Below are 23078 nucleotides of genomic sequence, written 5' to 3' on the forward strand. Positions count from 1 at the left end.
GGCACCCACTCAACCATGCCAAAAACCTACAACGGCACCCGGTCGGGGGGCCGGGCGCGTAACCCGCTCCGGGATCCGCGCGACCGCCGCCTGAACCGGATCGCCGGGCCGTCGTCGCTGGTCCTCTTCGGGGTCACGGGGGATCTTGCCCGTAAGAAGCTCATGCCTGCCGTCTATGACCTGGCGAACCGGGGGTTGTTGCCGCCGAGCTTCGCCCTGGTGGGCTTCGCCCGGCGGGAGTGGGAGGACGAGGACTTCGCCGCGGAGGTGAAGGCCTCGGTGAAGGCCTATGCCCGGACCCCGTTCGATGAAACGGTGTGGGAGCAGCTCGCCGCGGGCATCCGCTTCGTCCAGGGCGAGTTCGACGACGACGCCGCCTTCGAGCGGCTGACCGCCACGCTCGATGAGCTCGACGGGCAGCGCGGCACGCGGGGCAACCACGCGTTCTACCTGTCCATCCCGCCGAAGGCCTTCGAGCTGGTCTGCCGCCAGCTCTCCAAACACGGGCTGGCCCAGGCCGAGGACGGGAAGTGGCGGCGGGTGGTGATCGAGAAGCCGTTCGGGCACGACCTGGCCTCGGCCCGGCAGCTCAACGGCATTGTCGAGTCGGTGTTCCCGCCGGACGCGGTCTTCCGGATCGACCATTACCTGGGCAAGGAGACGGTGCAGAACATCCTGGCGCTGCGCTTCGCGAACCAGCTCTTCGAGCCGCTGTGGAACGCGAACTATGTGGACCATGTCCAGATCACCATGGCCGAGGACATCGGCACCGGCGGCCGGGCCGGGTACTACGACGGCGTCGGCGCGGCCCGGGACGTGATCCAGAACCACCTGCTGCAGCTGCTCGCGCTGACCGCGATGGAGGAGCCGATCTCCTTCAACGCCGATGACCTGCGTGCCGAGAAGGAAAAGGTCCTCGCCGCGGTCAAGCTCCCCGCGGACCTGTCCACCCACTCGGCCCGCGGCCAGTTCACCGGCGGCTGGCAGGGCGGCGAACAGGTCCTGGGCTACCTCGAGGAGAAGGGCATCCCGGCCGATTCCAAGACCGAGACGTTCGCCGCGATCCGGGTGGACATCAACACCCGGCGCTGGTCCGGTGTGCCGTTCTACCTGCGGGCCGGCAAACGCCTGGGCCGGCGGGTGACCGAGATCGCCGTGGTGCTCAAGCGCGCACCGAACCTGCTCTTCACGGACCACGGCGAGGACGACTTCGGGCAGAACGCCGTCGTGATCCGGGTCCAGCCCGATGAAGGCGCCACGATCCGCTTCGGTTCCAAGGTCCCGGGCACCCAGATGGAGGTCCGCGACGTCACGATGGACTTCGGCTACGGCCACTCCTTCACCGAGTCCAGCCCGGAAGCCTACGAACGGCTCATCCTCGACGTGCTCCTGGGGGAACCGCCGCTGTTCCCCAGGCACGCGGAAGTGGAACTGTCCTGGAAGATCCTGGACCCGTTCGAGGACTACTGGGCCGCCCTGGACGAACAACCCGAACCCTACGCCCCGGGATCCTGGGGCCCCGCCTCGGCCGATGAGCTGCTGGCCCGCGACGGACGCACCTGGAGAAGGCCATGATCGTAAATCTTCCCGACACCACCACCTCCAAGATCTCCAAGGAGATCATGGCGCTGCGCGAGCAGGGCGGTGTGATCGCCCTGGGCCGGGTCCTGACCCTCGTGGTCCTCACCAAGTCCGGGCTTGAGGAGGAGGCCATCGAGGCCGCCAACCAGGCCAGCCGCGAGCACCCCTGCCGGATCATCGTCCTCGCGGACGCCGGCGCCGGCGCGCCCACCCGCCTGGACGCCCAGATCCGGGTCGGCGGGGACGCCGGTGCGTCCGAAGTGATCCTGCTCCGCGGCTACGGCGAACTCGCCGCCGAAAGCGAATCCCTGGTCGCGGCCCTGCTGCTGCCGGACGCGCCGATCGTGGCGTGGTGGCCGCACGGCGCCCCGAAAAACGCGGGGCAGACGTCCATCGGGCGGATCGCGCACCGCCGGATCACCGACTCCGCCAACGAAGCGGACCCCCAGGCTGCCCTGGACACCATCCGCCGGACCTACAAGGCCGGCGACACCGACCTCGCCTGGACCCGGCTGACCAACTGGCGGATCCAGCTCGCCGCGGCCCTGGACCAGGTCGACGACACCCCCGTCACAGCCGTCGCCGTCGAGGGCGCGTCCGACTCCCCCAGCACGATCCTGCTCGCGGCCTGGCTCACCCTGGCCCTGGACGCCCCCGTGACCATCGTCGCGGACCCCGCCGGCACCGGGATCCGCCGCGTCCGGCTGTGCCGCACCGCCGGTGACATCCAGCTGTTCCGGCCCGGCCTCACCATCGCCGAACTCACCCAGCCCGGCCAGCCCGCCCAACGCATCTCCCTGCCCCGCCGCAGCCTGATGGACTGCCTCGCCGAAGAACTGCGCCGCCTCGACCCGGACGAAGTCTTCGGCGAAGTGATTACTATGGGACTTCCACGTACCAACCTAAGGAGTGTCCGTCCCAGTGAACGCTGACCCCAGAGTAAGCATCCACCCTGACTCGACCGTCCTCCTGGCGGCGATCGCGGCCCGCCTGATCACCAAGCTCGTGGATATCCAGGACAAACACGGTGAGGCGACTGTGGTGCTTACCGGCGGCTCGATGGGGATCGGCTCGCTCAAGGCCGTGGCCCAGTCGGCGGCGGCGCCCGCCGTCGACTGGTCCAAGGTGAACTTCTGGTGGGGCGACGAACGCTTCCTACCGGCAGACGACGCCGAACGCAATGCCCGCCAGGCAGACGAGGCGCTGCTTTCTCACATCAACGCGGACCCGGCACGGATCCATGTGCCCGGCTCCTCCGATGACTTCGCCACGCCCGAGGAGGCTGCGGAGGACTACGCCCGCAGCCTCAGCGAGGCGGCCGCGGCAGAGCACGCCGCGGATATGTCCGACGACCGTCCGGAGCACCCGGGCAGGCTCCCGCGCTTCGACATTGTCCTGCTGGGCGTTGGACCGGATGCCCACGTCGCCTCCCTGTTCCCGGAGCAGGCCGGTATCCGCGAAAAGGAACGGACCGTCGTCGGCGTCCGCAATTCGCCCAAGCCCCCGCCAGGCAGGGTTTCCCTCACGCTGCCGGCGATCAACACCGCGTCAGAAGTCTGGATGGTGGTGGCCGGCGACGACAAGGCCGGTGCGGTGGGGCTGGCCCTCGCCGGCGCCAACCCGGTGCAGGTCCCAGCGGCCGGACCGCGCGGGCGCCGCGAGACGCTGTGGCTGATCGACGAAAACGCAGCCTCACGGGTCCCCGAGCAGCTCGTCCGGAAGGGCCCGTCGGGCGCGTAGTCTCTCAAGCGCTCCAGCCAGCACGTCTTCGGCGTCCTGGCTGGAGCGGCGTTCTTTAACGTATTCAAGGTGGCTCTTGTAGCCCTCGGCCGGAATGTCCTCAAGGGCGAACTGTGCCTCATCGCGGGTGGCCGTTCCGCCACAGCGGCGGCAATCCCAGATGCCCGGGATCTGGTCCTCCGGAAGCTGGGCGAAGACGAGCGAGGTCTCATGGCCCTTGGCGCACCAATAGGAGACCCGGATCCGCGGCTGGCGTGCGGCCGCCCCGTTCAATGGCTCATGCCGGGGCGTGCCCCCCACACTGGCTCCTACGCGGACCCCCCTGAAACCGGACGCGGAATGCAGCATCGGGAACTCCTGGCTACTTGGCTGACGGAATGGTGCAGGCAATCAGCCACAGTTTAGTTCGTCAGTTCCCGATGCCGGGAGTACCGCCGGAGCGGCGGCAGGAAGTTTCGGACAAAATTCCTAGGAATCGCCTCCGGTGCTGAACCGCATGAGCAGTCCCAGCCCGATGATCACGACGCCCCAGGTCACGCCGAGGATGACGGTGAACCGGTTGAGGTTCCGCTCGGCAACGCCGGAGGAGCTCAGTCCGGAACTCATGCCGCCCCCGAACATGTCGGACAGCCCGCCTCCACGTCCCTTATGGAGCAGGATGAGCAGGGTCAGCAGGAGGCTGGTGATGCCCAGGAGCACCTGCAGGATGACATGAAGAACGTCCACGACGGCCTTTCAGAAGATTTGGATTGCGGGAGCCACACCTGTGTCCGGACTAATCCGTCAACAGGTGACTCTCGAACCTGACAATATTAGCAAACTCGGCGGCGTCCAGGCTGGCACCGCCCACCAGCAGTCCGTCCACGTCGCGTTCCTGCAGGATGGACGCGGCGTTGTTGGCCTTGACCGAACCGCCGTAGAGCAGGCGCGTCTTGGCGGCGACGTCCGCCCCGAAGAGGGAGGCAAGCTCGGTCCGGATGGCTGCACACATTTCCTGCGCGTCTTCCGGGCCGGCAACTTCGCCGGTTCCGATGGCCCAGACGGGCTCGTAGGCGATGACAAGTCCGGCTGCCTGCTCGGGGGTAAGGCCTTCGACGCCGGCGCGCAGCTGGGCGAGCGTGTGCCCGACATGGGTCCGGGCCTGGCGGATCTCGAGGCCCTCTCCGACGCACAGCACGGGCGTGAGTCCGTGCCGGAAGGCGGCCTTGGCCTTTGCGTTGAGCAACTCGTCGGACTCCTGGTGGATGGTGCGGCGTTCGCTGTGGCCGACCAGGACGTAGCTGCAGCCGAGTTTGGCGAGGAACTGCCCGGAGATGTCGCCGGTGTAGGCGCCGGAGTCGAACTGCGAGAGGTCCTGGCCGCCGTAGACTACCTTCAGCTCGTCGCCCTGGACCAGCGTCTGGACACCCCGGAGATCGGTGAACGGCGGGAAGACGGCGACCTCCACCCGGCTGTAGTCGTGCTTGGCGTCGGACAGGGTCCAGGCCAGCTTCTGCAGCAGGGTGATGCCCTGGACATGGTCCATGTTCATCTTCCAGTTGCCTGCGATGAAGGGCGTGCGATCGAATTTGCCGTTGCTTGACGTTGTCACGTGATCTCCAAAAAGTTCTTAGCAGTGGAACAGCCGGCAGGGCGCCTCACCGTGGTGCGAGGCGGCCCTGCCGGCTGCTGGGGTTTAGCGGTCCAGGACGCTCAGTCCCGGGAGTTCCTTGCCTTCAAGGTACTCGAGGCTGGCGCCGCCGCCGGTGGAAATGTGGCCGAACTGGTCATCGGCGAAGCCGAGCGTCCGGACTGCTGCGGCGGAGTCGCCGCCGCCCACAACGGTGAAGGCCCCGGTCTCGGTGAGCGCCTGGGCGATCGCCCGGGTGCCGCCGGCGAATGCCGGGAACTCAAAGACGCCCATGGGCCCGTTCCAGAACACCGTCCGGGCTCCCTTGATCCGTTCAGCAAAGGTGCCTGCCGATTCCGGGCCGATGTCCAGCCCGATCCCCTGGGGGCCGAAGCTGCCGGATTCGATCGCCTCGGCACGGACCGTCTCATGCTCTGCGTCGGCCGCGAACTTGCTGGCCACCACGACGTCGGTGGGGACCACGAATTCGGTCCCGGCGTCGGCGGCACGCTTCAGGTAGGCCTGGACGACGGGGATCTGGTCCTCTTCGAGCAGGCTTCCGGCGACCTTGTGGCCCTCGGCGGCGAGGAAGGTGAACAGCATGCCGCCGCCCACCAGGATCGTGTCGGCCTTGCCCATCAGGTTGTCGATGACGGCGAGCTTGTCGGAGACCTTGGAGCCGCCGAGCACCACGACGTAGGGGCGCTGAGTGTCCGTGGTGAGCTTGCGCAGCACCTCGACCTCTGTGCGCACCAGGTCGCCCTGGTAGGACGGCAGCCGGGTGGCGACGTCGTACACGCTGGCATGCTTGCGGTGCACGGCGCCGAAGGCATCGTCCACGAAGGCGCCATTGTCACCGGTGAGGGCGACGAGTTCGTCCGCGAAGGCGCCGCGTTCGGCGTCGTCCTTGGACGTCTCCCGGGCGTCGAAGCGCACGTTTTCCAGGACCAGCACTTCGCCGTCCTGCAACGCGCCGGCCAGGGCCTTCGCGGACCCGCCGACAGTGTCTTCCGCGAGGGAAACCTTGAACGGGGCGAGTTCGGCCAGGCGGGCGACGGCTGGCTTGAGCGAGTACTTGTCTTCGGGGGCGCCCTTGGGGCGGCCCAGGTGTGCTGTGACCAGCACGCGGGCACCGGCGTCCGTCAGCTTTTCCAGCACTGGCAGGGAGGCCTTGATGCGGCCATCGTCAGTGACTGTAGAGCCGTCGAGCGGCACGTTCAGGTCACTTCTGACCAGAACGTACCGCCCGCGGACACCATCAGCGATCAGTTCGTTGAGGGTGTGGAATGTCATGTGTCTTACCCTAGCCCAGCTTGGCTGCGACGAGCTCCGTGAGGTCCACCAGTCGGTTGGAGTAGCCCCATTCGTTGTCATACCAGGCAACAACCTTGACCTGGTTGCCGATCACCTTGGTGAGTCCGGAGTCAAAGATCGAGGACGCCGGGTCTCCGACGATGTCCGAGGAGACGATCGGGTCCTCGGTGTAGGTCAGCAGGCCCTTGAGCTCTTCGGTCTCCGAGGCCGCCTTGAGGGCTGCGTTCACTTCCGCGACGGTGGTTTCGCGGGAGACTGTGACGGTCAGGTCGGTTGCCGAACCGGTCGGGACCGGGACGCGGATGGCGTAGCCGTCGAGCTTGCCCTTGAGTTCGGGCAGGACCAGGCCGATTGCCTTGGCCGCACCCGTGGAGGTGGGGACCATGTTGATGGCGGCGGCACGGGCCCGGCGGAGGTCCCGGTGCGGGCCGTCCTGCAGGTTTTGGTCAGCGGTGTAGGCGTGGATGGTGGTCATCAGGCCACGCTCGATGCCGAAGGCGTCGTTGACGGCCTTGGCCAGCGGGCCGAGGCAGTTGGTGGTGCAGGAGGCGTTGGAAATGATGTGGTGCGCGGCCGGGTCGTAGAGTTCGTGGTTGACACCCATCACGATCGTGATGTCCTCGTCCGAGGCGGGAGCGGAGATCAGGACCTTCTTGGCACCGGCGTCGATGTGCTTCTGCGCGTCGGCAGCCTTGGTGAAGAAACCGGTGGACTCGATGACGATGTCGACGCCGAGCTCACCCCACGGCAGCTTCGCGGGATCGCGCTCGGCCAGGACCTTGATGGACTTGCCGTCGACGACGATGTTGCCGTCGACAACCGAGACGGTCTGGGCCAGGCGTCCGCCCACGGAGTCGTACTTCAGCAGGTGGGCGAGGGTTTCCGGGCTGGTGAGGTCGTTGACGGCAACGATCTCCAGGTCTGCACCCTGTGCCAGGGCGGCGCGGAAGTAGTTGCGGCCGATGCGGCCAAAGCCGTTAATACCAATACGGGTCGTCACGTTTTCAGTCTCCTTGGTGCTCTTGCAAGCACGATTAGTTGAGAAGGCGTTCAAGCCAACTAACAGATCCCGCACGCCATTGGGCAGAGATGATTAACAGATCGGAGGGCGACCAGCCACATTGCTGAAGGCTAACCGCCTTCCGTGACCTATCTTACGTTTAACGGGGTCCACCCCCGCAAGTGCGGGGGCGGACCATCCACGATTCGCCCTTAAAGGCGCGGAATGTGAAGTTTGTTACAGGCAGATGTGCGCCGCGTCACCCTTACAGGGTAATGAGGCCACTTGCGTTCTTACGGGCCGCGTCGAAGCGCTTGGCGACGTCGGCCCAGTTCACGATGTTCCAGAAGGCCTTGACGTAGTCGGCCTTGACGTTGACGTAGTCCAGGTAGAAGGCGTGCTCCCACATGTCCAGCATCAGCAGCGGGGTGGTGCCTACCGCAACGTTGCCCTGCTGATCGTAGAGCTGCTCGATCACGAGGTTGCCGCCGATGGGCTCGTAGGCCAGGAATGCCCAGCCTGAACCCTGCAGGCCCAGCGCCGCCGCGCTGAAGTGGGCGCGGAAAGCGTCGAAGGAGCCGAACGCGTCGTCGATGGCCGCCGCGAGCTCACCCTCGGGCTTGTCGCCACCGTCCGGGGAGAGGTTCTTCCAGAACACGGAGTGGTTGATGTGGCCGCCGGTGTGGAACGCCAGGTCCTTGGACAAGCGGTTGATGTTGGCGAAGTCGCCCTTCTCGCGTGCCTCGGCCAGCTGCTTCAGGGCGTTGTTGGCGCCGGCCACGTAGGTGGCGTGGTGCTTGCTGTGGTGCAGCTCCATGATCCGTGCGGAAATGTGGGGCTCAAGCGCTGCATAGTCATACTCGAGTTCTGGCAGTACGTATTCGGTCACAAAATCCTCCAATGTCGTGGACAGTTGTCCGGTTTGGTAACTCTGGGATTGTGCATCCGGATGGTTTAGTACCCGGAAGTCTGTTGTCGATTCTAGGCCGCGGTTAGTCGTCGAGCATTTCAGGCGTCACATTGGCCTCCGTTCCCGGAATTCCCAGGTCCTCGGCCCGCTTGTCCGCCATGGCCAGGAGCCTGCGGATCCGGCCGGCGATGGCGTCCTTGGTCATCACCGGGTCGGCGAGGCGGCCGAGTTCGTCGAGGCTGGCCTGCTTGTGGGCGACCCGCAGCTCCCCGGCGTATTTAAGGTGGCCCGGGACGTCGTCGCCGAGGATTTCCAGGGCGCGGTCAACCCGGGCGCCGGCGGCGACGGCGGCCTGCGCGGAGCGGCGCAGGTTGGCGTCATCGAAGTTCGCCAGCCGGTTCGCCGTGGCCCGGACTTCCTTGCGCATGCGGCGTTCCTCCCAGACCATGAGGGCGTCGTGGGCGCCCATCCGGGTCAGCAGCGCCGCGATGGTGTCGCCGTCGCGGATCACGACGCGGTCCACTCCCCTGACCTCACGGGCCTTCGCCTGGATGCCAAGGCGGCGGGCCGCGCCGACGAGGGCCAGGGCGGATTCAGGGCCCGGGCAGGTGACCTCCATGGCGGAGGAGCGGCCGGGCTCGGTGAGGGAACCGTGGACAAGGAACGCGCCCCGCCAGACTGCTTCAGCGTCGGCGGCGGATCCGTTGACCACCACCGATGGGAGCCCGCGGACGGGACGCCCGCGGGCGTCGAGGAGGCCGGTCTGGCGGGCGAGGGCTTCGCCGTCGCGCACCACCCGGACGACGTAGCGGCTGCCGCGGCGCAGGCCGCCGCCGGAGACGACGATGATCTCGCTCTGGTGGCCATAGACCTCTGCGATGGCGGCACGCAACCGCCGCGCGGTGGAGGCGAGGTCGACTTCGGCCTCGATCACGATCCGGCCGGAGATGATGTGCAGCCCGCCGGCGAAGCGGAGCATGGCCGACACTTCTGCCTTGCGGACAGAGGACTTCTTGATATCCAGACGGGAAAGTTCTTCCTTGACTGATGCTGTCAGTGCCATGGCACCTTTCCTAACTGTTCCCGAAAATGTCGTGGTACGCCGTTGCCAGACGCAGCGGGTCGTGGACCGGACGTCGACCAGACGCCCCCACTTTACCCAACACCACCTCGGCTCCCAGCATCCCTGCCACCAGCTTGAAATCGGCGAGGTCCGGCACCGACGCCGGATCCGCCAGGACGACGTCGACCGTGAAGCCCGGCGCATACTCGCGCAGCACGCGCAGATGGTCGGCCGCGGTCATGCCCATGGTCTCTTTGGTGTCCGTGGCCAGGTTCATCGTCAGGCAGCGCCGGGCCGCCGTATTGCACAGCGCCTCACGCATCTCGGGCAGCAGCAGGTGCGGCAGCACGGAGGTGTACCAGGAGCCCGGGCCAAGGATCACCCAGTCGGCCAGTTCGATCGCGGTCAGGGCCTCGATGCATGCGGGCGCGTCCTCCGGCAGCAGCCTGACGTGCTGCAGGGATCCCGCGACGGCGCACTTCGCCTGTCCGCTGAGGGTCTGCAGCACGGAACTGCCGTCCGGCGCCGTGACGCTGATCTGGCCCTCGATGGTCAGCGGAGTACTGGACATCGGCAGGACCTCGCCGCGGGCGCCCAGCAGCGCACCGGCCCATTTGAGGCCGGCCACCGTATCCCCGAGCAGTTCCCACAGGGTGACGATCAGCAGGTTCCCCATGGCATGCTCATCGAGGGACCCGCCACGGCCTTTGCCCGGCTTGAAGCGGTGCTGCATAACATCGCGCCAGGTGCGGCCCCAGTCGGTGTCGTCGCACAACGCCGACAGCGCCATCCGCAGGTCTCCGGGCGGGAGGACACCATACTCTTCCCGGAGCCGGCCGGACGAGCCGCCGTCGTCCGCCACCGTGACGATGGCGGTCAGTTCGGAGGTGAGCAGGCGCAGCGCGGACAGCGAGGCGGAGAGGCCGTGGCCGCCGCCGAGGGCAACGACCGAGGGGCCCTTGTCCTGCTGGCTGGCGAATGCCGCGCTGGCCGGCGGCACCAGGGGCATCGGGCCGGTGAGGAGTGCCATTATTCGCGGCCCAGGTCCCGGTGCGTGGTGGTCACGGTGACGCGCGGGTACTGCGCAAGCCGCCGCGACAGCTCCACGGCAACCGCCACGGAACGGTGCTTGCCGCCGGTGCAGCCGACGGCGAGCGTCGCGTAGTGCTTGTTCTCGCGCCGGTAGCCGTCCAGGACGGGTTCAAGCGCCAGGACGTAGCGTTCCACGAACTCTTTGACGCCCTGGGCCTCCAGCACATAGTCGCTGACATCCTTGTCCAGGCCCGTGTGCGGGCGCAGTTGCGGCACCCAGTGCGGGTTGGGGATGAAGCGGGCGTCGGCGACAAAGTTGGCATCCACGGGAAGCCCGTACTTGAACCCGAAGCTCATGACATTGAGCCGCAGCGCCACGGGTCCGGTATCGCTGAACAGTTCCGTGATGGCGGTCGCGAGACCATGCACGTTCAGTTCGGATGTGTCCAGGACGATGTCCGCGGAGTCCCGGAGCTCGCGCACCAGCTCCCGCTCGGCCGCGATGCCGTCGAGGATCCGGCCCCCTCCCTGCAAGGGATGGGGCCGCCGGCCCTGTTCGAAGCGGCGGACCAGCACGTCATCGTTGGCGTCCAGGAACAGCACCCGGAAGGTGACGCCGCTGGCTGCCAGGGCGCGGAGGGCTGTGCGGATGTCAGCGAAGAGCTCCTTGCTACGGACATCCATCACCACCGCGAGCCTGGACATCGAGTGCGGTGTGCGGGATACCAGCTCCGCCAGTGTGCCCAGCATCTGCGGCGGGAGGTTCTCCACCACGTACCAGCCATGGTCTTCCAGGGCGTCCGAGGCGGTGCTCCGGCCGGCTCCCGACATCCCCGTCACTACGAGCAGCTCCGCCTCTACGGGCTTGACCGGCGTCATGCTGTCCGCCTCCGGTCCGGATCCCGCCGTCGAGTCTGCCATCTGTGAAGCCCCGTTTCTGCTGTCCGTTCCAGCTGTGTCTCTTGCTGTGTCTTGGTCTTGGCTCTGTTTTGCCGCTGTCTGGGGGACGCCGCGCGGTGTCTGCCGCCTCGTTTGGCTGCAGGCACCGCACGGCGTTTCCCAACTCCTAACCCTAGCTAAGATTCCCGGTGCTAGCTAAGTGTCGAGGATTTCCCCGGTGGTCATGTTGATGGCGGGCACGGTGGCGGCTTCGGCGCCGTCGTCCGTGTGGAGGTGCCGGACGATCGCCCCGGCCAGGGACGGCCCGATCCCCTTGGCCGCGGTCAGTTCCTCGGGAGTCGCCGCCTTGATGTTCCTGAGCGATCCGAACTCGGCCAGCAGGGCCTTCCGCTTGGACTCACCGAGGCCGGGCACGCCGTCGAGCGCGGACACGGTCATGGCCTTGCCGCGCTTCTGCCGGTGGAAGGAGATGGCGAAGCGGTGGGCCTCGTCGCGGATGCGCTGCAGCAGGTAGAGCCCGGCCGAGGCGCGTGGCAGGATCACCGGGAAGTCGCTGTCCGGCAGCCAGACTTCCTCGAGACGTTTGGCGAGGCCGACGACATAGACGTCCTCGATCCCCAGTCCGGCCAGCGCCCGGGCCGCGGCGTTGACCTGCGGCTGGCCGCCGTCCACCACCACGAGGTTCGGCGGGTAGGCGAATTTCGTCCGCACCGCCGGCGTCGTGGTGTCTTCCACCGCGAGGGCGACGACAGTGGCGCCGGCCGCCGCTGCCGCGGGCCCGGCCTGGCGGCCGGGCTGCCGGCCCGCGTCGGCCAGGGCCGCCTGGTCGTCCAGGTAATGGCGGAAGCGGCGGGTCAGGACGTCGTGCATGGCCGCGGTGTCGTCGCTGGCCGCTGCCCCGGTGACGGAAAACTTCCGGTAGTCGGACTTCTTCGGCAACCCGTCCTCAACGACGACCATGGAGCCGACCACGTTGGTGCCCTGGACATGGGAGATGTCGTAGCATTCGATCCGCAGCAGGGCGACGGGCAGCTCCAGCGCCTCCTGCAACTCCTGGAGGGCCTGGGAACGGACGGTCAGATCGCCGGCGCGGCGGGTCTTGTGGAGCCGCAGGGCATGCTCGGCGTTCTCCCGGACGGTCGACATCAGGGCGGCCTTGTCGCCGCGCTGCGGCACCCGGACGTCGACCCTGGCGCCCCGCAGCCCGCTGAGCCATTCCGTGAGTTCGGCCGCGTTGCTGGGTTCGGCCGGGACGAGGACCTCGCGGGGCAGTCTGCCCTGGATCCCGGCCTCGTCGCCGTAGACCTGCAGAAGCAGATGCTCGACGAGGTCCGGGGTGGTTGAGTCTTCGACCTTTTCCACGACCCAGCCGCGCTGGCCGCGGATCCGGCCGCCGCGGACGTGGAAGACCTGCACCGCCGCTTCCAGCTCGTCCTCGTGCAGGGCGAAGACGTCTGCGTCGGTGTCCTCGGACAGGACCACTGCGTTGCGTTCAAAGACCTTCTTCAGCGCGACGATGTCATCCCGGAGCCGGGCTGCCCGTTCGTAGTCGAGCTCCGCGACGGCGGCGGCCATCTCCTTTTCCAGCCTCGTGACGAAGGGCCTGGCTTCCCCGCCCATGAAGCTGCAGAAGTCTTCCGCCAGGGCGCGGTGGTCCTCGGCCGAGATGCGGCCGACGCAGGGGGCCGCACATTTGTCGATGTAGCCGAGCAGGCAGGGGCGGCCGCTGGCTTCGGCCCGTTTCAGCACCCCCGCGCTGCAGCTGCGGACCGGGAAGACGCGCAGCAGGGTGTCCAGGGTCTCCCGGATGGCGCCGGCGGTGTAGGGGCCGAAGTAGCGGGTGCCCTTCCGGCGTTCGCCGCGCAGGACCTGGACGCGGGGGTACTTCTCCCCCATTGTCACGGCGAGGTACGGGTAGGTCTTGTCGTCCCGGAACATGACGTTGAACCGGGGCGTGAACTCCTTGATCCAGGTGTATTCGAGCTGGAGGGACTCAAGTTCGCTGCCGACGACGGTCCACTCGACGCTGCTGGCCGTGTGGACCATGGCGTAGGTCTTGGGCAGCAGCCCGGAGGGGTTGGCGAAGTAGGAGTTCAGCCGGGACCGGAGGTTCTTGGCCTTGCCGACATAGATGACCCGCCCATGCGGGTCGCGGAAGCGGTACACGCCCGGATTGGTCGGAATCTCACCCGTCTGGGGACGGTAACTCGCTGGATCTGCCACGTATCCAGTCTACTGAGCATGCCGCGGTGAACCTGACCGGGTGGCGCGGCGGCTGCCCGCCCTGCCGCAGGCCGTGCGGGCTATTCGACGCTCTTGCTCTGGTTGTAGCCGGTGGAGCGTTCCTGGCCTGTCAGCTCCGCGATGGCGTCCATGATGCGGTCGGTGACCTGGCGGCGTGCCGGCAGCGAGTGGTCCGGGCCGGTCTTCTCGAAGTAGAGCGGTTCGCCCACCTTCATGGTGAAGTGCTGCGGTTTGACGGACTTGCTGTCCGCCGGCTGCAGGTTCTCGGTCCCGATCAGGCCGACCGGAATCACCGGGGCGCCCGTGGTGAGCGCGAGCCAGCCGACGCCGGTGCGTCCGCGATACAGGATGCCGTCCCTGGAGCGCGTGCCTTCGGGGTAGATGCCGATGCCCTTGCCGGCCTCGAGGATCTCCAGCAGGGTCTTCAGTGCCTGGACACTGGCTGCCTGTTCGCCACGCTCGACCGGGATGGACCCCACGGCTTCGAAGAAGGACTTCATGACCCTGCCCTTGACGCCCCCGGTGGTGAAGTACTCGGCCTTGGCGAAGAACGCTACGGGACGGGGCATCAGGGCCTGGACAATCACGCTGTCCAGGAAGGAGAGATGGTTCGGCGCCACGATGAACGGGCCTTCCGTAGGCACGTATTCCAGGCCGATGACAGTGGGCCGGCAGGTGGAGGAAATGAGCCCGCGGGTGGTCCAGCGGATTGCGTCAAACACTGCCATCGGTGCGCACCTCGTTCAGGGCGTCGGCCATCGCGGCGTTGGTGTCCCGGGCATCCGCCCGGACGCCGTCCAGCCTGCTGATGGTCTCGTGCAGGCCCGTCGTGCTGTGCACGATCTCGACGGCGCCCGCCTCGCGCAGCTCGCCGTCGAGCGCAAAACCCCAGGCGACGCCGATGCAGTCCAGTCCGTTCGCCGCGGCGCCGGCCACATCCTGGGCGCGGTCCCCCACCATCACGGCGTACTGCGTGCCGAGATCGCCCAGGGCTGCGGCGACGATGCCGGCTTTGCCCTCCGGGCCATCCGCGGGGCTGGCCTCGTCGGCGGCGGAGCCGCGGATGGAGCGGAAGCAGGTGTCGATCCCATGGTGTTCCAGCACGATGCGGGCCAGGTATTCGGGCTTCTGGGTGGCGACGGCGATCGGCCGTCCGGCCTCGGCGTATGACTCCAGCAAGGCCCGGACGCCGGGATAGAGCCGGCTCTGCGCGATCCCGGTGGACAGGTAGTGCGCCCGGTAGATCCGGATGGCCTCTTCCAGCTGCTCCGCCGGAACGCCGGCGATGTCCAGAAGAGAGTGGCTGAGCTTCGGGCCGATCATCGCGTCCAGCCCGGCCCGGCCTGGCACAGCGAGTCCGAGTTCCGTGAGGGCCGCGGCGATTCCGTCCGATATCCCCCGGGCCGGATCGACAAGAGTGCCGTCCAGGTCGAAGATCACGGGCACTGTTGTATGGGTCACCGGCTTAGTTTCTCACGAGTGCGCGGATGCCAGAAACTCGCATCCGCGCCCTGCTTTTCGTCTGGCGACGCGCAAATGTCCTGGCGCTGCCGGAATTCCGGCAGCGCCAGGGCATTTGCGCGTCACGGGGCAGACGGCGCGTCGCGGTCAGGCCAGGATGTCAGCGAGGAACGCCGCCGTGTGGCTCTCCGTCGACTTTGCCACCTGCTCCGGCGTACCGGAGGCGACGATCCGGCCGCCGCCGGAGCCGCCGTCGGGCCCCAGATCCACGATCCAGTCCGCGCTCTTGATGACATCGAGGTTGTGCTCGATCGTGATGACCGTGTTGCCCTTGTCCACGAGGCCCTGGAGGACCATCAGCAGCTTCCTGATGTCCTCGAAGTGCAGGCCCGTGGTGGGCTCGTCGAGGACGTAGACGCTGCGGCCGTTGGAACGCTTCTGGAGTTCGGCCGCCAGCTTCACGCGCTGGGCCTCGCCGCCGGAGAGCGTCGTGGCGGGCTGTCCCAGCCGGACGTACCCCAGTCCGACGTCGACGAGCGTGTTGAGGTGCCGTGCGATCGGCGAGAAGGCCGCAAAGAACCCGGCGCCTTCCTCGATCGGCATGTTCAGCACGTCCGCGATGGTCTTGCCCTTGTAATGGACCTCGAGCGTTTCCCGGTTGTAGCGGGCACCATGGCAGACCTCGCACGGCACATAGACATCGGGCAGGAAGTTCATTTCGATCTTCAGCGTGCCGTCACCCGAGCAGGCCTCACAGCGGCCGCCCTTGACGTTGAAGGAGAACCTTCCCGGCATGTAGCCGCGGACCTTCGCCTCGGTTGTGTCGGCGAAGAGCTTGCGGATGTGGTCGAAGACACCCGTGTAGGTGGCCGGGTTGGAGCGCGGGGTGCGGCCGATGGGGCTCTGGTCAACGTGCACCACCTTGTCCAGGTGCTCGAGTCCCTGGACGGACTTATGCCGACCGGCGACCTGCTTGGCGCCGTTGAGCTTGTTGGCCAGCACCTTGTAGAGGATTTCATTGACCAGGGTCGACTTGCCGGAGCCGCTGACCCCGGTCACGGCCGTGAAGAGGCCCAGCGGGAAGGTCGCGTCGACGTTGAGGAGGTTGTTCTCCTTGGCCCCGGTGACCTTCAGCTCACGCTTCTTGTCGTACTTGCGCCGCTTCGTCGGGATGTCGATCTTCCGGCGGCCGGAGAGGTAGTCGCCGGTGAGGGACTCGGTGTTCTTCAGGAGGTCCTCGTAGGAGCCGGAGTGGACGACCACGCCGCCGTGCTCGCCGGCGCCGGGTCCGATGTCGACCACCCAGTCGGCTTCGTGGATGGTGTCCTCGTCGTGCTCCACGACAATCAGGGTGTTGCCGAGGTCGCGCAGCCGGGTGAGCGTTTCGATCAGGCGGCGGTTGTCCCGCTGGTGCAGGCCGATCGAGGGCTCGTCGAGGACGTAGAGCACGCCCACGAGGCCGGAACCGATCTGGGTGGCCAGCCGTATGCGCTGGGCTTCGCCGCCGGACAGGGTCCCGGACGGCCGTTCCAGGTTCAGGTACTCCAGCCCGACGTCGAGCAGGAAGGTCAGGCGGGCCTGGATCTCCTTGAGGACCTGGTGGGCGATCTGGGCCTCGCGGCCGGTGAGCACAAGGGTGTCCAGGAAGTGGGCGCATTCTCGCATCGGCAGGGCGGCGACCTCGGCAATGGACTTGCCGTTGATCAGCACGGAGAGCGATGCCGGGTTCAGCCGGGCACCGTTGCAGGCCGGGCACGGGATCTGCCGCATGTACTCCTCGTAGCGGTCCCTGGCCGAATCCGAATCGGTCTCGGTGTGCTTGCGGTGGACGTACTGGATGACGCCCTCGAAGCCCGTGCTGTACTTGCGCTCCCGGCCGAACCGGTTGCGGTACTGCACCACGACCTTGTGGTCTTTGCCGTGCAGGACGGTCTGCCGGACCTCGGCGGACAGCTTCTGCCAGGGGTCCGTCATCGAGAAATCGAGCTCCTGGGCGAGGCCGGCGAGCAGGCGGTTCCAGTACTCCGTCGTCGCGGTGCCCAGGGACCACGGCGCGATCGCCCCTTCCGCGAGGGAAAGCTCCGGGTTCGGAATGATGAGTTCCTCATCGACTTCCAGCTTGGTGCCGATCCCGCTGCACGCCGGGCAGGCGCCGAAGGGGTTGTTGAAGGAAAAGGAACGCGGCTCGATCTCGTCGATGGCCAGCGGATGCTCGTTGGGGCAGGCGAGGTGTTCGGAGAAGGCCCTGGTCCGCTCCGGGTCCGCCGCGTCGAGGTCGACAAATTCGGCCAGGATCCGGCCTTCGGCCAGTCCGAGGGCGGTCTCCACCGAGTCCGTGAGGCGCTGCCGGATGCCGTCCTTGACCACGAGGCGGTCCACGACGACTTCGATGGTGTGCTTGAACTGCTTGCCCAGCTTGGGCGGATCACTGAGCTGGATGAGCTTTTCGTCGACCCGGGCGCGGGAGTAGCCCTTGGCGGTCAGTTCCCGGAACAGGTCCACGAATTCGCCCTTGCGCCCACGGACCACGGGTGCGAGCACCTGGAAGCGGGTGCCGTCCGGGAGTTCCAGCAACTGGTCCACGATCTGCTGCGGGGTCTGCTTCGCCACCGGCTCCCCGCAGATGGGGCAGTACGGGCGGCCGACCCGGGCCCACAGCAGGCGCATGTAGTCGTAGATCTCGGTGATGGTGCCAACGGTGGAACGGGGGTTCTTGCTGGTGGATTTCTGGTCGATGGAGACCGCGGGTGAGAGGCCTTCGATGAAGTCGACGTCGGGTTTGTCGACCTGGCCGAGGAACTGCCGCGCGTAGGCGGACAGCGATTCCACGTAGCGGCGCTGGCCTTCGGCGAAGATCGTGTCGAAGGCGAGGGAGGACTTTCCCGAGCCGGACAGCCCCGTGAAAACGATCATCGCGTCGCGCGGCAGGTCCAGGTCCACGTTGCGCAGGTTGTGTTCGCGCGCGCCCTTGACGATGAGGCGCGACAGGTCGGGACGTTTCAGCTCCGGCCGGGAATCGTCCGCGCGGCCCGGTTTGGCGGAGTTCACGGGAGCTGAGCCCTTCGGAACGGAGGACTGGACTTCAACGGCTGGATCTTCAGCTACAGCTTTAGGCACGCTACCAATGCTAATCGAAAATTTCTTCGAACAACTATTCCCGCCGAAGTCTCCACCGGCCGGATCTGCTAGTCGCGGTCATAGGCGGCGGCAAGCAACTGCACGGCCTCGGCGAAGCTGGCACCCTGGGCATTCGCGGCCGCGGCGAAGGCCGCGGCCGCGGCGGACAATGAGCTCCAGGCCTCGTCCCGGGCGCAGACAACCGTCCCGTTCCGGCCGCGGGTCACCACGACGCCGGCAGCCTCAAGTTCCTTGTAGGCGCGCGCCACGGTGTGCGGTGCGACCCCCAGTTCACCGGCCAGGCTGCGGACCGCCGGCAGCCTGGTGCCCGGCGCCAGTGTCCCGTTGTCGGCACGTTCGATGATGTTCAGGCGGAGCTGTTCGAACAGCGGCACGGAACTGGCCGGGTTGGGCTTCCAGACGCCCGGGAAACGCTCCGTTGAAATCTCGGCGGGGCTCATTGCTCCGGCCCCGTGACGCCCTGCGTTTGTTCGCGGCCGGCGAACTGGGCCTCATACAAAGCGGTGTAGCGCCCGCCCCTGGCCATCAGCTGCTGATGGGTCCCGTGTTCAACGATCCGTCCGTGGTCCATGACAAGAATTAGATCAGCGTCCCGGACCGTGGACAAGCGGTGGGCAATGACGAAGCTTGTGTGACCTTCCCGCAGCCGTTTCATCGCCTTGCGGATCTGCACCTCGGTGCGGCTGTCCACCGAGCTCGTGGCCTCGTCCAGCACCAGGATGCTGCGTCCGGCCAGCTCGGCCCGGGCGATGGAGATGAGCTGGCGCTGGCCGCGGCTCAGCGAGTCGCCGTCGTTGCCGAGCATGGTGGCATAGCCGGCCGGGAGGGACCGGACGAACTGGTCCACATGGCTGGCCCGGGCCGCGGCGACGATCTCGGCGTCGGAGGCGCCGGGCCGTCCGTACTCGATGTTGTCCCGGATGGTGCCGGTGAACAGCCACGCATCCTGCAGCACGGTACCGAAGCGGCTCCTCAGTTCATCCCGGGGCAGCTCCGCGATGTCCGTCCCGTCGACGGTGATCCGGCCGGAGTCCAGTTCGTAGAAGCGCATCAGCAGGTTGACGACCGTCGTCTTGCCTGCGCCGGTGTGGCCGACGATCGCCACGGTCTGCCCCGGTTCCACGGCGAAGGAGAGGTTCTCGACCGCCGGGGAACCCGGGCCGTAGCTGAACGTGACGTGTTCGAAGACGACGTGCCCCGCCACTACCGGCTGCGTCGCGGCGGCGCTGTCCTCCCCCGGGGTCAGGGACGGTTCCCGGGAGCTGTGGCGCGCCGTGTTCCGGACCGGGGCCGGGGACGGCTTCGGGACCGGGCGTCGCCCCGGGGCCGTGGCCGGGGTCTCCGGCGGAATCTCCGGCGCATCCAGGAAGAAAAAGACGCGCTCGGCCGAGGCCAGGCATGACTGCACCAGGGTCAGCATGCCGCCGATCTGGCCCATCGGCTGGCTGAAGAGCCGGCTGAACTGGAAGAACGCCTGCAGGCCGCCAATGGTCATGGCACCCGTCGTGACCTGGAGCGCACCCACCACGGCGACGGCGATGTAGTTGAGGTTGGAAACGAAGACCATAAGCGGCTGCACGGCGCCGGACACATACTGGGCGCGGGCGCTGGCACGGGTGAGCTTGGCGTTGCTTGCCCTGAAACTGGCGGCCGATGCTTCCTGCCTGCCGAAGGCCTTGATCACCTCGTGTCCGGTGAAGAATTCCTCCAGCTGGGAGTGCAGCTCGCCCGTGCTGCTCCACTGCTCGGTGAAGTGGGCCTGCGAGCTGCGTGCCACCAGCACGGTGGCCAGGGTCGAGAGCGGCACGGACAGCAGGGCGATCAGCGCCAGGAGCGGCGAGAGCAACAGCATCATGGCCAGCGCTCCGAGGAGCATCAGGACGGACATGATGAGCTGGTTGAGCAGTTGGTTCAGCGCCTGCGAGATGTTGTCGACGTCGTTGGTGGCCCTGCTGAGGACCTCCCCGCGGTGCTGTTCGTCAAAATGGCTGGACGGCAGCACGTGCAGTTTCTCCTCGACCGAGGCGCGGAGCCCGTAGCCGATGCGCTGCACCGCCGTGGCTGTCAGCGAGCCCTGGATCCAGCTGAAGACCGAGGCCCCGAGATACATGACGGAGACCCCCAGCAGCAGGGCGGCCAGCTTCTCCTCGTCGAAGAAGTCCCCCACCACAGCGGCGACCACGACGTCGGTGGCGTCGCCCAGCACTTTGGGCGCCCCCACGTTGAGTGCCGCGAAGGCACAGGTCGCCGCGATGACGCCAAGCATCCGCCACTTCGAGGGCCTCAGCAGCCCCAGCAGCCGGACGGCGGCCCGCCACCGGGATGGGCCGCCGTCCCGGGACCGAGTCACGGCGTCTCCTCCAGGACGAGCTGGGAGGCCGCGATCTCCTGGTAGCTCCGCGAGGACTCCATAAGCTGCTGGTGGGTGCCCTGCGCGACCAACCGGCCGCCTTCGAGCACCAGGATGAGGCCGGCGTCCACGATGGTGGCCACCCGCTCGGCCACGATCAGCACGGTGGCGGAGCGCAGCAGCGGTTCGATGGCCGCACGGAGCCTCAAGTCCGTGCCGTAGTCAAGGGCGGAGAAACTGTCGTCGAAGAGGTAGACCGGGGCAGCCCGGAGCAGGGCCCGGGCAATGCACAGCCGCTGCCGCTGGCCGCCGGAGAAGTTGGTGCCGCCCTCGCTCACGGCGGAGCCAAGCCCGCGGGGCAACCCGCGGACGAAGTTCCCGGCCTGCGCCGTCCCGAGCACCTGCCAGAGCTCCTCGTCGCTTGCCTCGGCGGAACCCATGCGCAGGTTGTCCGCGATCGTCCCGGAGAACAGGTAGGACTGCTGCGGGACCATGGAAATAAGGCCGCGGAGGGTCCCGAGCGGCAGCCCGCGGATATTGCGGCCGCCGATGCGGATCTCCCCGCCGGTGGCGTCCAGGAAGCGCGGGATCAGGTTAAGCAGGGTCGTCTTGCCGCTGCCGGTGGCACCGATCACCGCAGTTGTGGTCCCGGGCACCGCCGTGAAGCTGATGCCGTCGAGCACCGGTGCCTCGGCGCCGGGGTAGGCGAAGGTCACCCCGCGGAACTCGACGCTGATGCCTGTATTCCCGGTGTTGGCTGTGTTGTGGGTGGGCGCGTTGCCTGCAAACGCCGGGCCGCCTGACGCCCGGGTGCTGCCTGCCGCCGGTGCCGGTGCCGGTGCCGGGTCCGCGATCGCGGGAACGGTGTCCAGCACCGCCTGGATCCGTTCGGCACAGACGGCCGCACGAGGGGCAGTCGTGAACACGTACATGGCCATCATGATGGCAATCAGGATCTGCAGGATGTAGGCGATGAAGGCGGTCAGCGCGCCCAGCCGCATCTCGCCGGCCTGGATCCGGTGGCCGCCGAACCAGACCACGGCCACGGAGGAGAGGTTGACCACAAGCATGATCATCGGCATCATGCCGGCGACGAGCAGCGCGGAGTGCAGGTTGTTCCGGGTGAGGTCCTTGTTGGCCCCGTCGAAGCGGCGGATTTCGTGCCCCTGCCGGACGAAACCGCGGATGACGTTGGCGCCGATGATCTGCTCGCGCAGCACCCGGCTGATCCGGTCGATCAGTTCCTGGCCCTCCCGGTACAGGGGGATCAGCCGGCGCACGATGGCCGCCATGATGAGGGCAAGCACCGGAATCACCGCCATCACGATGCCGGACAGTGCGACGTCCTGGTGTATCGCCAGGGCGATGCCGCCGAGGAAGATGGCTGGCGCCGCCACCAGCATGGTGAAGACGAGGACCGCGAGGTTCTGGATCTGGGTGACGTCGTTGGTGGCCCGGGTGACGAGGCTGGGCGCGCCGAACGCCCCGACTTCCTGCGAGGACATCGACTGCACCTTTGCAAAAAGTTCCTCGCGCAACTGCCGCCCCACGTCCATCGCCACAACCGCGCCGAGGTAGCCCGCGGCGACGGCAGCCACCACCTGGACGGCGGCGATTCCAGCCATCCAGGCGCCGAGGCGCGGGATCTCCGGGATGTTGCCCCCGACGATGCCCTCATCGATGACGGCGGCGTTCAGGGTGGGCAGAAGCAGGTTCGCGGTGGTCTGGACAAGCTGCAGGAGGACGATCGCGAGCACGGTCGCCTTGTGGGCGGATAACAGCCGCCGCATCAGTCCGATCAGCACTGGATTAACACCGAACCTCCATCGCTGGATCCGGGCCCGGATCAGTCCCGCTTGCGGGCCACGGCAAAGGTCCGCCGGAACGGGAAGACCGTTCCGTGCGGGCCGGCCGGGTAGGCCTCAGCGAGCAGTGCCGAGTACTCGGCCTCGAATTCCCGGGCTTCCTCGGCGGAAAGCGCGGCGAGGACGGGCCGGAGCCCGGTGCCCCGGACCCACTCCAGCACGGGGTCCGCACCCGGGAGGAGCTGGAAATAGGTGGTCTCCCAGGCATCGGCGTCGCACCCGGCGTCGAGCATGATCCCGAGGTATTCGGAACCGTCCCCCACCACGTCGTCGTGGCGCAGGACGCCGGCGAGCCGGCCCGCCCAGGCCTCGGACTCGGCCAGTTGCCGCATCAGAGTGTGCGAGGGAGACGTGAAGTTGCCCGGTACCTGCAGTGCGAACCACGCCCCGGGCTTAAGCGCGTCAAGCCAGCGCGGCAGCAGTTCACGGTGGCCGGGGACCCATTGCAGGGCCGCGTTCGTGACCACCACATCGGTCAGCGGTGACGGGCTCCAGCCGGCGATGTCGGCCAGTTGGAAGGAAAGATTGGCGGCCCTGGCGGCATGGTCCCGGGCCTTGGCGAGCATCTCCGGAGACGAGTCCAGGCCCAGGACTTCCGCCTTGGGCCAGCGCTCGGCGAGGGTTGCCGTCAGGTTGCCGGGGCCGCAGCCGAGGTCGACGACGTGCTTCGGGGCCTCGGCGTGGACCCGGGCCGTCAGGTCGAAGTAGGGCCTGTCCCGGTAGCCCCCGAACTGCACGTATTTGGCCGGATCCCATTTCATGTTTTCCTCCAGTCTCCGGCAGCGGCGCCCATCCCGAAGCGTAACCCCGGCCCGGGCCGCGGGCCAAGGAGCCACGCAAACAACGGGCGTGCTCCGGGGGTGCAGGCGGA

20 protein-coding genes are annotated in these 23078 nt (G+C 67.5%); 3 read left to right on the forward strand and 17 right to left on the reverse strand.

Annotated elements, in window-relative coordinates; genetic code table 11:
• The first annotated feature begins 15 nt into the window (after nt 1–15).
• The 3 genes from zwf to pgl are packed head-to-tail and all read left to right on the forward strand — an operon-like array spanning nt 16 to nt 3321.
• Nucleotides 16–1575: a glucose-6-phosphate dehydrogenase gene (gene zwf / locus E5206_RS13070; RefSeq protein ID WP_136322861.1), complete on the forward strand. Its 1560-nt coding sequence runs from the start codon at nt 16–18 to the stop codon at nt 1573–1575.
• Nucleotides 1572–2513 carry a glucose-6-phosphate dehydrogenase assembly protein OpcA gene (locus E5206_RS13075; protein WP_136322862.1) on the forward strand — a complete coding sequence of 314 codons (942 nt, stop codon included), beginning with the start codon at nt 1572–1574 and terminating at the stop codon, nt 2511–2513. Before zwf ends, E5206_RS13075 begins: the two co-directional genes overlap by 4 nt.
• A complete protein-coding gene (gene pgl, locus E5206_RS13080; RefSeq protein ID WP_136322863.1) occupies nt 2503–3321 on the forward strand; it encodes a 6-phosphogluconolactonase in 819 nt (272 codons plus the stop codon). Before E5206_RS13075 ends, pgl begins: the two co-directional genes overlap by 11 nt.
• Here the strand turns inward: pgl and E5206_RS13085 are convergent.
• The 17 genes from E5206_RS13085 to E5206_RS13165 form a co-directional block, all read right to left on the reverse strand.
• Nucleotides 3274–3669, reverse strand: coding sequence for an RNA polymerase-binding protein RbpA (locus E5206_RS13085; protein ID WP_136322864.1), 396 nt, complete (start codon nt 3667–3669; stop codon nt 3274–3276). The genes pgl and E5206_RS13085 overlap by 48 nt on opposite strands.
• A gap of 120 nt (nt 3670–3789) precedes the next feature.
• Complete coding sequence (secG, locus tag E5206_RS13090) at nt 3790–4047, reverse strand: preprotein translocase subunit SecG (protein WP_136322865.1); 258 nt, start codon at nt 4045–4047, stop codon at nt 3790–3792.
• Nucleotides 4048–4096: 49 nt separating this feature from the next.
• Entirely contained in the window at nt 4097–4912 is an 816-nt protein-coding gene (gene tpiA / locus E5206_RS13095) for a triose-phosphate isomerase (protein WP_136322866.1), read from the reverse strand.
• An 84-nt stretch (nt 4913–4996) separates the two neighbouring features.
• Nucleotides 4997–6223, reverse strand: a complete 1227-nt coding sequence (locus tag E5206_RS13100; RefSeq protein WP_136322867.1) for a phosphoglycerate kinase — start codon at nt 6221–6223, stop codon at nt 4997–4999.
• Nucleotides 6224–6233: 10 nt separating this feature from the next.
• Nucleotides 6234–7244 carry a type I glyceraldehyde-3-phosphate dehydrogenase gene (gene gap / locus E5206_RS13105; RefSeq protein ID WP_136322868.1) on the reverse strand — a complete coding sequence of 337 codons (1011 nt, stop codon included), beginning with the start codon at nt 7242–7244 and terminating at the stop codon, nt 6234–6236.
• Nucleotides 7245–7509: 265 nt separating this feature from the next.
• Nucleotides 7510–8133 carry a superoxide dismutase gene (locus tag E5206_RS13110; protein ID WP_136322869.1) on the reverse strand — a complete coding sequence of 208 codons (624 nt, stop codon included), beginning with the start codon at nt 8131–8133 and terminating at the stop codon, nt 7510–7512.
• A 103-nt stretch (nt 8134–8236) separates the two neighbouring features.
• On the reverse strand, nt 8237–9217 hold the full coding sequence (gene whiA, locus E5206_RS13115) for a DNA-binding protein WhiA (RefSeq protein ID WP_136322870.1): 981 nt from the start codon (nt 9215–9217) through the stop codon (nt 8237–8239).
• A 10-nt stretch (nt 9218–9227) separates the two neighbouring features.
• Nucleotides 9228–10247, reverse strand: a complete 1020-nt coding sequence (gene yvcK / locus E5206_RS13120; RefSeq protein ID WP_136322871.1) for a uridine diphosphate-N-acetylglucosamine-binding protein YvcK — start codon at nt 10245–10247, stop codon at nt 9228–9230.
• Nucleotides 10247–11170: an RNase adapter RapZ gene (rapZ, locus tag E5206_RS13125; RefSeq protein ID WP_136322872.1), complete on the reverse strand. Its 924-nt coding sequence runs from the start codon at nt 11168–11170 to the stop codon at nt 10247–10249. Before rapZ ends, yvcK begins: the two co-directional genes overlap by 1 nt.
• Before the next feature lie 174 nt (nt 11171–11344).
• A complete protein-coding gene (gene uvrC, locus E5206_RS13130) occupies nt 11345–13372 on the reverse strand; it encodes an excinuclease ABC subunit UvrC (RefSeq protein ID WP_136322873.1) in 2028 nt (675 codons plus the stop codon).
• Nucleotides 13373–13452: 80 nt separating this feature from the next.
• Nucleotides 13453–14121, reverse strand: coding sequence for a lysophospholipid acyltransferase family protein (locus E5206_RS13135; RefSeq protein ID WP_136322874.1), 669 nt, complete (start codon nt 14119–14121; stop codon nt 13453–13455).
• The gene (locus E5206_RS13140) at nt 14108–14854 is read right to left on the reverse strand and encodes an HAD hydrolase-like protein (protein WP_136322875.1); all 747 of its coding nucleotides are present in this window, start codon (nt 14852–14854) and stop codon (nt 14108–14110) included. The genes E5206_RS13135 and E5206_RS13140 overlap by 14 nt, the downstream gene beginning before the upstream one ends.
• Before the next feature lie 147 nt (nt 14855–15001).
• Entirely contained in the window at nt 15002–17902 is a 2901-nt protein-coding gene (gene uvrA / locus E5206_RS13145; RefSeq protein ID WP_240690186.1) for an excinuclease ABC subunit UvrA, read from the reverse strand.
• A gap of 137 nt (nt 17903–18039) precedes the next feature.
• A complete protein-coding gene (locus E5206_RS13150) occupies nt 18040–18432 on the reverse strand; it encodes a GntR family transcriptional regulator (protein ID WP_136322876.1) in 393 nt (130 codons plus the stop codon).
• The gene (locus tag E5206_RS13155; RefSeq protein ID WP_136324131.1) at nt 18429–20258 is read right to left on the reverse strand and encodes an ABC transporter ATP-binding protein; all 1830 of its coding nucleotides are present in this window, start codon (nt 20256–20258) and stop codon (nt 18429–18431) included. Before E5206_RS13155 ends, E5206_RS13150 begins: the two co-directional genes overlap by 4 nt.
• An 80-nt stretch (nt 20259–20338) precedes the next feature.
• The gene (locus E5206_RS13160; protein WP_136324132.1) at nt 20339–22132 is read right to left on the reverse strand and encodes an ABC transporter ATP-binding protein; all 1794 of its coding nucleotides are present in this window, start codon (nt 22130–22132) and stop codon (nt 20339–20341) included.
• A 56-nt stretch (nt 22133–22188) separates the two neighbouring features.
• Nucleotides 22189–22968: a trans-aconitate 2-methyltransferase gene (locus E5206_RS13165; RefSeq protein WP_136322877.1), complete on the reverse strand. Its 780-nt coding sequence runs from the start codon at nt 22966–22968 to the stop codon at nt 22189–22191.
• Nucleotides 22969–23078 lie beyond the last annotated feature (110 nt).

It is taken from the genome of Arthrobacter sp. PAMC25564 (assembly GCF_004798705.1).
In the GTDB taxonomy this organism is placed as follows: domain Bacteria; phylum Actinomycetota; class Actinomycetes; order Actinomycetales; family Micrococcaceae; genus Arthrobacter.

Bases quoted from the DNA above. Each gene is read 5' to 3' on its own strand.
- zwf (WP_136322861.1), top strand. From the start codon at position 16: ATGCCAAAAACCTACAACGGCACCCGGTCGGGGGGCCGGGCGCGTAAC.
- E5206_RS13075 (WP_136322862.1), top strand. From the start codon at position 1,572: ATGATCGTAAATCTTCCCGACACCACCACCTCCAAGATCTCCAAGGAG.
- E5206_RS13085 (WP_136322864.1), bottom strand. From the start codon at position 3,669: ATGCTGCATTCCGCGTCCGGTTTCAGGGGGGTCCGCGTAGGAGCCAGT.
- E5206_RS13100 (WP_136322867.1), bottom strand. From the start codon at position 6,223: ATGACATTCCACACCCTCAACGAACTGATCGCTGATGGTGTCCGCGGG.
- whiA (WP_136322870.1), bottom strand. From the start codon at position 9,217: ATGGCACTGACAGCATCAGTCAAGGAAGAACTTTCCCGTCTGGATATC.
- yvcK (WP_136322871.1), bottom strand. From the start codon at position 10,247: ATGGCACTCCTCACCGGCCCGATGCCCCTGGTGCCGCCGGCCAGCGCG.
- rapZ (WP_136322872.1), bottom strand. From the start codon at position 11,170: ATGGCAGACTCGACGGCGGGATCCGGACCGGAGGCGGACAGCATGACG.
- E5206_RS13135 (WP_136322874.1), bottom strand. From the start codon at position 14,121: ATGGCAGTGTTTGACGCAATCCGCTGGACCACCCGCGGGCTCATTTCC.
- E5206_RS13150 (WP_136322876.1), bottom strand. From the start codon at position 18,432: ATGAGCCCCGCCGAGATTTCAACGGAGCGTTTCCCGGGCGTCTGGAAG.
- E5206_RS13155 (WP_136324131.1), bottom strand. From the start codon at position 20,258: ATGCTTGGCGTCATCGCGGCGACCTGTGCCTTCGCGGCACTCAACGTG.
- E5206_RS13160 (WP_136324132.1), bottom strand. From the start codon at position 22,132: ATGCGGCGGCTGTTATCCGCCCACAAGGCGACCGTGCTCGCGATCGTC.
- E5206_RS13165 (WP_136322877.1), bottom strand. From the start codon at position 22,968: ATGAAATGGGATCCGGCCAAATACGTGCAGTTCGGGGGCTACCGGGAC.